General features: G+C 43.3%; 13 protein-coding genes. 11 read left to right on the forward strand and 2 right to left on the reverse strand.

The features are described from left to right. The first annotated feature begins 114 nt into the window (after positions 1-114). Positions 115-441, forward strand: coding sequence for a hypothetical protein (locus tag ACY0JR_RS11185; protein WP_462634173.1), 327 nt, complete (start codon positions 115-117; stop codon positions 439-441). 335 nt (positions 442-776) lie between these two features. On the opposite strand, the gene hrpB is transcribed toward ACY0JR_RS11185, so the two are convergent. Next, positions 777-3,326, reverse strand: coding sequence for an ATP-dependent helicase HrpB (gene hrpB / locus ACY0JR_RS11190; RefSeq protein WP_462634174.1), 2,550 nt, complete (start codon positions 3,324-3,326; stop codon positions 777-779). A gap of 139 nt (positions 3,327-3,465) precedes the next feature. Beyond that, complete coding sequence (locus tag ACY0JR_RS11195) at positions 3,466-3,957, reverse strand: YciE/YciF ferroxidase family protein (protein ID WP_462634175.1); 492 nt, start codon at positions 3,955-3,957, stop codon at positions 3,466-3,468. A gap of 453 nt (positions 3,958-4,410) precedes the next feature. Here ACY0JR_RS11195 and ACY0JR_RS11200 point away from each other — a divergent pair, with 453 nt between their 5' ends. From ACY0JR_RS11200 to ACY0JR_RS11245, 10 genes are all read left to right on the forward strand, one after another. After that, positions 4,411-5,331: a lytic transglycosylase domain-containing protein gene (locus tag ACY0JR_RS11200; protein ID WP_462634176.1), complete on the forward strand. Its 921-nt coding sequence runs from the start codon at positions 4,411-4,413 to the stop codon at positions 5,329-5,331. A gap of 197 nt (positions 5,332-5,528) precedes the next feature. Next, complete coding sequence (locus ACY0JR_RS11205) at positions 5,529-6,074, forward strand: RNA polymerase sigma factor (protein ID WP_462634177.1); 546 nt, start codon at positions 5,529-5,531, stop codon at positions 6,072-6,074. Further along, positions 6,071-6,682, forward strand: coding sequence for a cupin domain-containing protein (locus ACY0JR_RS11210; protein WP_462634178.1), 612 nt, complete (start codon positions 6,071-6,073; stop codon positions 6,680-6,682). The genes ACY0JR_RS11205 and ACY0JR_RS11210 overlap by 4 nt, the downstream gene beginning before the upstream one ends. A 474-nt stretch (positions 6,683-7,156) precedes the next feature. Further along, complete coding sequence (locus ACY0JR_RS11215) at positions 7,157-7,930, forward strand: sensor histidine kinase (protein WP_462634179.1); 774 nt, start codon at positions 7,157-7,159, stop codon at positions 7,928-7,930. A gap of 80 nt (positions 7,931-8,010) precedes the next feature. Further along, the gene (locus ACY0JR_RS11220; RefSeq protein WP_462634180.1) at positions 8,011-8,658 is read left to right on the forward strand and encodes a response regulator; all 648 of its coding nucleotides are present in this window, start codon (positions 8,011-8,013) and stop codon (positions 8,656-8,658) included. 298 nt (positions 8,659-8,956) lie between these two features. Further along, entirely contained in the window at positions 8,957-9,832 is an 876-nt protein-coding gene (locus ACY0JR_RS11225; protein ID WP_462634181.1) for a M12 family metallopeptidase, read from the forward strand. 111 nt (positions 9,833-9,943) lie between these two features. Further along, the gene (locus ACY0JR_RS11230; RefSeq protein WP_462634182.1) at positions 9,944-10,474 is read left to right on the forward strand and encodes a hypothetical protein; all 531 of its coding nucleotides are present in this window, start codon (positions 9,944-9,946) and stop codon (positions 10,472-10,474) included. Between the two features lie 106 nt (positions 10,475-10,580). Continuing rightward, complete coding sequence (locus ACY0JR_RS11235) at positions 10,581-11,543, forward strand: hypothetical protein (protein ID WP_462634183.1); 963 nt, start codon at positions 10,581-10,583, stop codon at positions 11,541-11,543. A gap of 506 nt (positions 11,544-12,049) precedes the next feature. Next, the gene (locus ACY0JR_RS11240; protein ID WP_462634184.1) at positions 12,050-12,262 is read left to right on the forward strand and encodes a hypothetical protein; all 213 of its coding nucleotides are present in this window, start codon (positions 12,050-12,052) and stop codon (positions 12,260-12,262) included. Between the two features lie 433 nt (positions 12,263-12,695). Next, on the forward strand, positions 12,696-12,898 hold a 203-nt coding region (locus ACY0JR_RS11245; RefSeq protein ID WP_462634185.1), incomplete at its 3' end, for a hypothetical protein.

The raw sequence follows: 12,898 nt of genomic DNA on the forward strand, positions 1-12,898 counted from the left end.
GCAATTCCCTGGTTTTGATGGCTTTCCTTGCACTTCTTCTCTATTTTAGAAAACCCTAAAAATGTTTCCTACGTTTTGATACCCATGTACCACCTATTATAACCAAATAATACTATGGATGTATCAAGCATAAAAGACGCCGCGGATAACTATAACCCAGACCATAAAGAAGGCCCAGTAGCTCGGTCTATTGAAGAGTATACTGCCAAGTTGCCTTCAGATCTTTTCTTATGGGCTGCCCTTGGATCAATGGCGGTTTCGGCTACCCTCAAAGTCATGAAGAAAGATGACGAAGCATTGTTCGTTGGCCAGTGGCCAGCTCCTTTCCTGTTGTTAGGACTTTACAACAAACTGGTAAAAGTAAAAGGCTCTGACGGCGAAAAAGATGGTGCTGAGCGTCCGGAAGGCGCTAATGCTCAAGTTAGAAACGCTGGAAAATAGTTCAGCGTTTCTTTAAAACAAGAAAGGGAAAGCAATTGCTTTCCCTTTCTTGTTTTAGGCCTGTTTTATGTAAAACGTGCTTGAAACAGGTTGTTTATGTATTCCGCCATTGTTGGTATTATCACCAACAACTTCTATTCAGTTCAGTTTGAGGGCTGTTTTGCGAAAAGAGGCGGTAAAAGGGTTGTTGATGTTAACACCAACAACGGCACGGATGAATTAGCCCCATTTCCCTCAGCAAAAGTACCTCGTTGCAGGGTAACGAGGCTACATTCGGGTATTCAGTAGCAACGTTACCCTGTAACGTCATACGCATGCTTGAGTCCAAACCCCTATTAAGGCTGAGGCCTTTTCTTAGTTCCTCTGGTAGGCGGTGCCGAAAGCGGATCATCGGGCCAGTGGTGTTTGGGGTAGCGGCCTCTCAGGTCTTTGCGAACATCAAAATACCCGGTGCTCCAGAAACTTCTCAGGTCACGGGTTACCTGGACGGGGCGCGAGGCGGGAGACAGCAGGTGCATGAGTACCGGCACTTTTCCACCACCCACTCTGGGGGTATCTAACAATCCGAAAACTTCCTGCAGCCGGACCGCTAATACGGGCGAGGCTACATCTGAGTAATCTATGCCAATGCGGGAGCCGCTGGGAACTTCCAGGTGCGAGGGAGCCAATCTATCCATTTCCTGCCGCTGTTCCCAGGAAAGATCGGCTAGCAAAATCTCTTTGAAATCCAGTTTGCTTACCTGTTCCAGGGTTCTTAAACCTACCAGATGCGGCAAAAGCCAGTCTTCCAGCGTAGCTTCTAAGCAAGCGTCAGAGACATCGGGCCATTGCGCCGGGAAAAGCGCGTGCAGAAACACCAGCCGTTTACGGGTTTTCTGGGCTTCGTCTGACCACGGCAACCGTTCCATTCCTTTTTCCTGCAAAGCTTGCAACAAGGCCTGGGCGACCAACTCCGGATTAGGAGCGCTGATTGCTTTTTCTTCTAAGGTTAAAGCGCCCATCCGGGTGATCTGCCGGGCCACGACTTTCTCGGTGGTGGAGTCCCACCGTACTTCCTCAACCCGTTCTAGTTGGCTGGAGAAATGGGTGAGCAGTTCTTCTTTGCTTACCGGGGCCACCGATAAAACCCGGGGTTTGGTGCCCAATTCCATGTGCGCAATGGCGTAAAACTCGGCTTCGCCGAATAACTCCGTTTGCAGAGAGGCGCGCTGCCACGAGATAAGCCGGATGCGGCCGGAGGTTTCCCGTTGGGCCAGCCGGTCTGGATACGCCAGCGCGGTTAATAGTCCGATTGCACCAAAGTTGATAGGATTTCTTTTTTCCCTGATGCGCTGGCGCAAATTCTGGGCTTGTTCCCTTATTTTCCGGACAGTATTGGCATCTACCGTATAGCCGGGCGTGGGTGGCGACTGACCATCCAAAAGCTCCAGACGCAGGGTCAAGTCCGGGAGCGGATCGGCCCAGGAAATTTGCAAGGGCTTTAAAATATCACGGTCAGAAAGCAAGGCCGCGAGATCACAGGCCGTGGTCCCGAAACCCAGCGCATGGCCGCGAACCACCAAATGACCTAGCCGGGGAGAAAGGCCCAGCGCCGCCAGAGCTTTCCCGTGGGCGGTCGCCTTGCCGGTTTTATCAAGGGCTTCTAACCTGATTAAGAGATCACGCGCCAGGGCCAGCGCGGCGGCAGGCGGTGTATCTAACCACTTTAGGTCCGTGGCTTCTTGGGTGCCCCAGATGGCTAACTCCAGCGCCAATCCGGTTAAATCGGCTTCGCAGATCTCAGGCGTTTGCCGGTCGGCCAGTTGCAGTTGGTCGGCAGAGGACCACATGCGGTAACAGACACCGGGACCTAACCGCCCGGCCCGGCCCCGGCGCTGATCGGCGGCGGCGCGGGAAACCGGAATGGTGGCCAACGTAGTAAGCCCGATGCGGGGCACGAACTTAGGGACGCGCGCAAAACCACCGTCAATCACCACCTTCACGCCTTCAATGGTCAAACTGGTTTCGGCAATACTAGTGGCTAGCACAATTTTTCTGCGGCCAGCCGATGCCGGCCGGATGGCCGCTAATTGTTGAGTCAAGTTCAGGTCGCCGTGCAGCAGGTGGAGGTCAATGCCATGAGCCAGTTTTCCCTCCAATGCCTGGGCCACGCGCCGCATTTCGCCCATACCGGGCAGGAAAACCAAAATGTCTCCTTCCGGTTCATCCTCCAGCGCTTTCCTGATGGCTTTCGGAACCAACCCGGTCAAGCGTTCGGTGGGCCTCTGGCCCGCTAAAGCCATTTCGGTAGGGGAGAGGTAGTGTGTCTCCACGGGAAACTGCCGGCCTTCGCTTTTCACCACCGGTGCTTCCAGCCAAGTAGCCACCGAGGCAGCATCCAGCGTGGCACTCATGACCAATAAGCGCAAATCGGGCCGAAGCACGGCTTGCGCATCTAAGGCCAGGGCTAACCCCACATCGGCCTGGAGGCTCCGCTCATGGAATTCGTCAAAGATAATGGCCGCTATCCCTTCCAGGGCCGGGTCGCTCTGGAGCAGGCGCGTGAGAATGCCTTCGGTAACTACCTCTATTCTGGTTTTGTCTGAGACAATGTGCTCCATGCGAACCCAGTAGCCCACCGTCTGGCCCACTTCTTCGCCCAGCAGATCTGACATGCGTTGCGCGGCAGCCCGGGCGGCCAAACGCCGAGGTTCCAGCATGATGATTTTGCCCTCGTTTCGCCAATTCGCCTCCAATAAAGCCAGCGGAACCAGCGTGGTCTTTCCGGCTCCCGGCGGAGCTTCCAACACCGCCCGCGCATTAGTTTCTAAAGCTGCTACCAGGCGGGGCAGGGCCTCTTTGACGGGTAACTCAGGTAAAGTAGAAAGGATGGTAGTACGTGACATGCAAGACAAATTTCGGGAATCATCCTTTAAACTCACTTGTGCCGGGTAGTTATTTTTGGCTTGATTTTACAGATTTGGCCTAAAAACAGGAAAGCCTGCTCCGTGGAGCAGGCTTTCCTGTTTAGCGTTTTGCCAAAAGCTATTCGGCTTTCTCGTTGATGTAGCTTTTCGCTAAGTCGTTCAACAGGGTGTCGGTTTTTTGCTCTTCTTCCAGGGTTTGTCTTAGAAGTTTCGCGGCTTCGGCGTGGCCTAAACGCTCCGCGAAGTGAGCGGCTGTACCGTAACCGGCAATTTCATAGTGCTCCATGCGCTGCACAGAAGCAATCAGGCCGGCATCTTTTACCTCTGGGGTAGCATCTTCTTCAATGGTTTCTTCGCCTTCCTCTACCAGGCCTTCCATGGCTTTGCACTTCATGCGTCCCGGGCTGGTGCCTACCAGTTCACACACTTGTTCCAGGCGGTCTTTCTGCGCTCTGGTTTCTTCCAGGTGCGTTTCCAAAGCCTGCTTCAGTTTTTCGTCTTCGGTAGCTTTGATCATTTTGGTAAGCGCCGCAATTCCTTGTTTTTCAGCGCTATATAGGTCCTTGAGTTGGTGCTCAAACAGGTCTTCTAATGTTTTTAACTTAGCCATAGTGTTATTTATTCTGTTGGTTAGTAATTACAACAACTATACGCTGGGGTAGGCGAAGGGTTAAGTAACGAAGGGCAAAAACCTGATGAAATCGCATGTTTTTAATACGTCGGCAAACAACCTTACCGTAAGCGCCTGATGATTAGGACTGCTACTATTTTAGTTGTTCTGTGAAGAAACTGGCTACAGGCTTTTAGATTTAGAGAGAAGCAGACGTTTGGTTTTTACCTGAGTCCCGAATGCGTTTTAACCTCCTTTTCTGAAAATATACCCTAAATCAGGAAGGGACTAAAACTCTTCTTCCATCTTGTGGCTTCTGATTTTTTTGGAACGTATCTTGTACTCTACAGGGGAGAAAGCACGTAAACAAGAGCTGTCTGATTTTTGGGATAGACTAAAAGTGTGCTCAGAAGGGTTATTCTTTTACCGGAATCAGCCAGAAAGGAGAAGATTATGACAGATAATATTTGGAAATACCTTGGCGGACTAGGCTTTATTGCCCTTACGCTGAACTTGTGCAGCCAACAGTCCACCCCTGCTGGGGGAGGGACGGCTGAAGGAGACACCGGAGCCAGCTTTACCAACGGGCGGGTGATCAAATCACCTGCCTTGCCCACGACCCTATCTTTCGCCGGAGAACCCGTACCCCTGGATGTTCCTGATGTGGCGGAGCGCTTAGACCGGGAATTGCTGGTTAACTCCTACTTGCAAGCAACCACCTTGATTGGCCTCAAACGGATGCAACGGTACCAGCCCGAGATTGAGCGGCTGCTCAAGGAAAATGACATTCCCGCTGATTTTGTGTATCTCTCCCTGGCGGAAAGTTTGTTCAGCCAGGTCACTTCTCCGGCCGGAGCCTCGGGTTTCTGGCAGCTCATGCCCGATACGGCCCGTGGCTATGGCTTGCAGGTCAACGCAGAGGTAGATGAGCGATTCCATATTGAGAAGTCTACGTTAGCTGCCTGTAAGTACCTTAAATCCGCGAAGCGGAAGTTTGGCACCTGGACCAATGCCGCTGCCGCCTATAACCGCGGAGTAGGAGGTATTGACCGTGCCCTGGAACAACAGAAGGTGAATTCTTACTATGACCTGTACCTGAACGACGAAACCTCCCGGTACATGTTCCGCATTCTAGCATTGAAAGAAGTGTTGGGAAACCCTGCAAAATATGGCTTTGATGTGCCCAAAGAACAAGGGTATGACCCGCTGCCCACCCGTTCACTGACGGTCACTTCCTCCATTCCAGACCTGGCCCAGTACGCCAAAGAGCAGGGCACCAACTACAAGACCCTGCGCCTGTATAACCCCTGGATTAAGAGCTTCAAGTTAACCGTGGCCCCGGGGAAAGAGTACGTGCTGCAATTACCAAAGTAGTTTAGCCGGGCTTTTCTCAAAACGGGGCAGAAATAGTCTTTCATCTTTTTGTAGAGATTTCCTTACTGAATAAGTAGGGAAGAGTTATGGGGTACGTCCCTGCTCTCCGACTTGCGTAAGTTGAGACCGTCCTGTATCTTAGAGGCAAGTCTCCGGAGGAAAATTCTCGAAGGGCAGGTCTATGTTAATCAATTCTTATGGTTGAAAGTAGGATAGGGGGAGAAAACGAAAAGCGCCTCATAGAGGCCATCAGGGAGGGAAAGCAAGAAGCATTCGGTCTTTTATATGATGCCTATGCTCCTGTGTTGATGGGCATGATCTCCCGGATCGTGCAACATACAGAGATAGCCGAAGAAGTGCTAAAGGAAACATTCCTAGCCATCTGGTCCCGCATTCATATCTATGACCCTTCTAAATCTGGGTTCTTATCCTGGGGATTAGCCATGGCCCGAGGCATTGCCCTGGAGGCGAAGAAAACCGGAATGTACGGCAACCTCCTTCATACTACTGAAAAGGATGCTGCTGCCCGGCAGGAAGAGGAGAAGGCCAAACAGTTAGAAGAGGCCCAGGTAAAAGAAGCCTTTTGCCAACTGGAACCTCGGGAAAAGGCCATCATTGACCTCATCTACCTAAAAGGATATACCTGCGCAGAGGCTGCTGAAGCCTTCGGAGTATCCGAACAACAAATAAAGAACCACTTGAAGCTGGCCTTCAAACATATAGGAGCGGAAAGAACAGCATGAACCCCATCACAGACTACATAGAATCCGGGATTTTAGAGCTGTACGTTATGGACGTTACCACCCCTGAAGAAACGCAGGAGGTAGAACAAATGGCTTCTGCTCACCCAGAGATTCGCAAAGAGATAGAAACCATCCGCCAGGCCATAGAAGCGTATGCTTTGGCGCATGCGGTGGAACCGCCTAGCACGCTCAAACCACTTGTACTGGCGACCATAGACTACATGGAGCGGATGAAAAACGGAGAGCCCGTTTCTTCTCCCCCAGAACTTACCCCTGAAACGCGTTTGGAAGACTTTGCTCCCTGGTATACCCGTGAAGATCTTCAACTAACCCCAAATGCCGAGGATATTTACGTGAAGATTATCGGCTATACGCCTAGTGTCACCACCGCTATTGTTTGGCTCAAAGGCATAGCCGAGGAGGAAATCCACCATGATGAACACGAGCGCTTCCTAATTTTGGAAGGCAGCTGTGACATAACCGTTGATGGGGAGGTGAATTCATTGAAGCCAGGAGATTTCTTTGCCATTCCGTTGCATAAGAACCATATGGTGAAGGTGACTTCAAAAGAGCCTTGTAAAGTGATTCTGCAGCGGTTGGCGGCTTAGTGCTTAATGATAATCGTTGATGAATAAGAAGTTTGTAGCTAACAAGATTGTAGATCCTTTATTAGAGGATTTAATAGTAAGCTTCTAAACTCGCCATTAATTACTTTTGATTTCTTCTTATCTAAAAAGGCCATCGTAGTATTTCTACGAAGGCCTTTTTAGCTTTAAGATTATACTTGTGTATAAATACTTAATAGTAAGTATTGAAGGTGAAGTATTGTTCTTTTAGTTTCGTGACGAATAAAATATAAAAACTATTCAAATCTATTTATTCTAAACAGTAAGATTAGATATAAAATAGTATCACTTTAGTAATCATCAAGGGTAAAAGCCCGGCTCTTTTACAATCATAAATGGCTATTAATCTTTCCTAAGTTTTTCTTCTTCCCGTTTCAGAAGCTGACTCTAAGAAGCTCTGCATGCTCCTTGCTTATATACTTGAAATATCAATAGAAAATTTTTTGATTAATATTTATGATTGTAGCTAATATGCTGAGCAATATACTCAGTTGGACCAATCATCACATCCAACACTTAACAAGAAAGGTAGAAATACTGAGTTCCTATAATGTATTGTTGCAATCACTTGTTGAGGCCGAACAAAAACGCTGTACCGCTGAACTGAAAGCAGTGCAGCTGGAGAAAGAATTGCAGATGCAACGCGAGAAGTTAGGGCGTGACCTTCATGATGGTTTTGGATCTCAACTCACTCACCTTATCTCCCGGCTGGAATTACTTGCCTACCACAAATTGCCTGATTCAAGTCAACTTCTACGTTTAAGTGAGTTCACCCGTGAAATGAATCACACCCTTCGTGAGACTATCTGGCTACTTGACCAGGAACAACTTACCGGAGAAGCATTAGCAGGCCGAATGCATGGGCTTCTATTAAAAGTTTGGGAAGATCGTGAATTACCAAATTTAGAATGGCAATTTCTTAATTCAAAAGTTAGATTATTGATGCAACCCTTAGTTGCGTTGCATTTATTACGAATTGTTCAAGAAGGTACTAATAATGCATTAAAATATTCAGGTGCGTCGCAGGTAAGTGTGACGTTAGAAATCACCCAAATGAATGCATTACTGACCATAATAGATAATGGTCAAGGCTTGCATATTGATTCTTATACAAACGGCTATGGGCTTAGAAACATGCAGAAGCGTGCCGAAGAAGTACAAGGCTCTTTCTGTTTAAATTCTAATGCTTCAGGTACCTGCATCAAGGTTGTTCTTCCTATAAGAACTTAAAAATACGTCATTTGCCGTATTTACAAGCTGCTTTTTACATTGTACCTTTCATCTATAAGTAAATTCAATTTATACATTGAATGCAAAAAATAACGGTCGGAATTGTAGAAGACAATGCCCAACTAGGCCAGGATATACGGGATAAGTTAGCCTTAAGCCAAGACTTAGAAGTGCTGTTTGAGGTACGAAATGGTAACCTTTTATTACAAACTTTAATGGAAGGTACTATACCAAAAGTAATACTAATGGACGTGCAAATGCCAGAGATGGATGGCATAAAAGCTACTTGGAAAGCTAAACAACAATATCCGGATCTGAAGATTGTAATATTAACAGTAATGGACGATGAGCAAAAGCTTTTTGAAGCGTTACAGGCAGGGGCTTCGGGTTATTTATTAAAAGATGCAAAACCGCACCAGTTACTCAATGCTATTGATAATGTTTTAGAAGGTGGTTTACCCCTTTCTCCTAGTCTGGCAAGTCAAGTTCTAAATTACTTAAAAGGAGTTAGATCTTTCCCAAAACCGCCTTTGCCAGGAGAAGAAAATTTAACAAAACGTGAACAGGAAATTTTAGAGTTGTTAATGCAAGGAATGGCTATAAAGCAAATTGCAGAAAAGTTATTTGTAGCTGATAGGACTGTACGAAAGCACTTAGAACATATTTTTGAAAAATTACAAGTGCATTCTTATAAAGAACTTGTAGCTAAATTAAATGGGCGACTTTAAAAACTGATAGTTATTTACATTAAAACAAATATTAAGCCGATAGTAAAAGTTATCAAAAAATACATGCTTATCTTTTGATTGTATAAAAGCTCAAAAAGAGAGTGCTTTTATAATAATAATTAAGATGATTTATAAATTCAAATAGCTTCGTTGTGAAAGTTCTGATTGAATTATTCGTTTAAAGATTAATTCCTAGGTTCTTTCAGATTTAAATTGCTTCATTTGGAAGGTAAAAATAAAAATTTTATATAAAGTAGAGTGAAAAAATAATCAATAAACAATCAAATGAAAAACACCTATGGAAACATTATTAAACAGTCAAGAAGCCGGGAATGGTAATAATAAAAATTCTGATTTATTTAGTATAGATTTTTGCACAGAGTTGGATTGGCCAGATCCAGTAAGATCTATGGAAATTGCACTAAATGAAAATCCGAATAATATACGACCTATTGTTCCTATGAGGGATATACCCTCTGATAAGCCTGAACAAATAGGCTTTTTAATAAGTCGATTGTGGAAGCCAGGAAGAACTCTCAGGATAGCTTTTATGGGCAACGTTGATTCTACTGTAAGACAGAAAATTGTAGAATATGCTTCTCAATGGTTGCAATTTATAAATTTGAAATTTGACTTTGTAGCTGGATCAGAAGGTGAGATTAGAATCTCTACTACGCCTGGTGGTTCTTGGTCATATGTTGGTACCGATGCACTAGCTATCGATGCTAATAGACCTACTATGAATTATGGTTGGTTAAGGCCGACCACAAGTGAAGAAGAGTTTAGTAGAGTGATTTTACATGAATTTGGTCATGCATTAGGTGCCATACACGAGCACATGCATCCAGATGCTGGTATTCCATGGGACCGGGAAGCAGTGTATGATTATTATAGAAGAACTAATGGTTGGTCTAGAGAAGATGTTGATAATAATATATTTAAAAAATATAACAGAGATCAATTAAACATGAGTTCTTATGACAAAAAATCAATAATGCATTATTCAGTTCCAAATGAGCTAACAATAGGAGATTATGAAGTTGGTTGGAATACAAAGCTTTCAGAAAATGATAAGCATTTTGCGAAGAAAGTTTACCCAGTAATGGCTGAAATGGAATCTGGTAATAAAGAAAAGGAGGAAGTAAAAGCATATTCATTTAGAAAACTCATGTAATTCACAGTAAATTATTGTACGATTTGATATCCCTTAATTAGAATATTAATTTATACAATTTGGCTGTAAAATTTCTAAAATTGAAGAATTATGTCTTGTCTACATTTTAACTTGAAAAAGTATTACTTTATAATTTTCGTAGTAATAATTTTACAGAATATAATTTCATGCGCAGGAGTAAAATTGTACAGTGATCCTAAAATGTCAAAAGCAACAGGTTTGAAATTTTATAATTCAAAACCATATTTGTTGGTTGAATATGATGTTGCAAGTGATAACAAAGTAAAAAGTACTGTAATCTATCTACCTGATTTAAAAGAACCCACTTATGCTAAAATTATTCGTGGTTTAGGGGCTAATGATTTTAAACTTGGCTTGGAGAATGGCTCAATAGCATCTTATGGGTTAACCACAGATACGAAAATTCCAGAAACAATTAGTTCAATAGCTGAATTGATTCCAGTACTTAGAACACCTGCTTCAAGTAGTACGCCAGCTCAAACCCAACCGCCACAAAGTACACCAAACAAAGATGCGGGTAAGCCAGAACATGGTTTTAGGCTTTTTGAAATCAATAATAAAGTAACACCTGCAACCTTAGTGGAAATTATAGTTCCTGAACTTCCAAAGAAAGGTAATTAATATTATAAAATAAGGTTGAAAACTGATTGCAAAAATTTAGCAAATACAACTAAGTTAGAATAAGTAATTTTTATAAAAAGATCATTCATAAAATAAAAGAAAAAGAATGGAAAAAGATGAAATATATAGGTCTGTTGGTGGTGTGCCCTTGATTCAGGCGGATGGTGAGGAAGCTTGGTTTTTTGGTTGGACTCCAAGGCAATCTTCAGTTGAAGCTTACATCAGGAGTAGAGAACTAAGAATGTTCAACCAAGTAGGAAAGAGACTTGCCGGAACAGGTTCAGGAAATACCGTTTTATTATATGAAGCTGTGCGTCAAGTTTGGGGCAAAGACCTCGATTTAGGGCCACAGCAAATTGGCGATTGTGTAAGTTGGGGATACGCTGGTTGCGTTGACATTATTGCTTGTTTGGAAGTTGTAGCTGGTGAAGCTGAACTACATTCATGGGATTTGCGCACTTGCACAGAAGCGATATATGCACTCAGCCGGGTAGAATACGGTGATTATGATGGTCGTATGTCAGATGGCTCATGGGGAGCATGGGCTACAGCAGCAGTACGGCAAGGTGGCACCCTTTCTAGGCAACGATTAGGTCCTTACGATCCTAAAAGGGCCAAAGCATGGGGTGCTTCAGGTTTGCCAGATGAATTAGAACCTGAAGCTCGTGAGCATATAATTCGAAGCGCAGCAATCATACTTACTTTTGAAGAAGCTCGAGACGCAATCGCCAATGGATATCCTATTGCTGTTTGTAGTGCACAAGGTTTTGAAATGGCCCGCGATAACGATGGATTTGCACAACCTTCCGGAACCTGGTATCACTGTATGAAATTTATAGGTTCCCGAGATGACCATCGGCCAGGTTTGCTCTGTATGAATAGTTGGGGAGATGTGCACACCGGACCTAAGGGACTATATGATATTCCAGCAGGTTCTTTCTGGGTAGATGCGGAAATATGTACGCGAATGTTCCAAAATAGGACAAATGGAGGGCCAGATAGTTTTGCGCTGTCTCAGTTTAATGGCTATCCACGCCGAATTGAAATGTTAAGTTCACTATTCCAATAATATGATTATCATTATTGCATTTAAAAGTTTTGCTTGATTGTCAAATGCTACTTTGAGCTAACTTCTTGAAAGCTTGTAATAAGCAGAAGATTGTAGCTCAAAGAATAGTCACATAAAGCTAAGTAGGTATTTGGTATAATGCTAGATACCCAAAGCTTAAAAGGAAGGCATCACATGGTCTATAATCCGAAGGCACTATAAGTTTCCATTTGTGAATCTCAGGTGCATGTTAAATATGGAAAGTAGGATAATACATCAACTAATTTAATGGTTCAAACCATGAGCTTGCGAATATTTTTAGAAAGGCAAAATGAGATTTAAAAGATAGCAAAAGTAAAGCTTATTTTGATAAGGAAACGTATAAAGTATTTACAAAAGATTATTATGATGATTTAGTATTATCAGGGAAAAACCAAGAAGAACTATTTGAATCATTTAATTTTAATGTAACTATAAAGCATACTAAACAACTACGGGATAAGCCATCAATATACCTTTACGCCTGAGTGGATCTTCTAACCAGAAGTTTAGCCATTCAAAACATATTTTCAGTTACTAATTTGGATCCTGTATTCTTGATTTTGGCAGACTTACAAGCAATTGCCGAACGCGGAGGGCAAATAGATGAATTGAAAATGGATAAGGATGGGAAATTTGCTCAATTAAAAGATTCTGAAAGAATAAATCTAATTAATCAAATTAAAAGCAAAACCCCTTAAACTATGAGCATGTTGTTCCTCAGTCCTGGTATGATGAAATGATGTCAATGGTTTGCGATTTGCATCATTTAATTTCAAACATTCCAGAATGCAATTAGTTTATACTTCATTATCCCTTCTTTTATTTCACTAATTTTGGAATTCTAACAAAAGGGAATTATGGCTATAGGGATGTAGAATTAATATTTGAACCTAGTTTTGGAAAGGCTGTAGTGGTAATAGTAACTTTAAATCTTTTGGTAAAGTATCCAGGTAAAATAGCTCTAAATATTAAGCTAGATAAAGTTAATTTTATAACTACTTTGCTTAAATGGCACAATATGTAAAATGTAACTGATGATGAAACACACCGGAATGTAGCCTTTCAGGAATTACAGGTAAAAAGAGATTCTATAATCGATTTTTATGAACTTAGTTCTACAATAGAATTTTTATGAAATTAAAAATAAAATATAAAACAATTATTTACGAACGAAATATTATTATTATGAAGTATAGCACAAATAAAACTTATTTAATTATAATATTGGCAGGATTTATAATTATGGCTAAACCAAATGTTTCAAAAGGCCAAACTACTGCCGGTGGCACTACTTCCGGAACTACTGCCGGTGGCACTACTTCCGGAACTACTGC

It is taken from the genome of Rufibacter sp. JT3400010, from assembly GCF_054956755.1.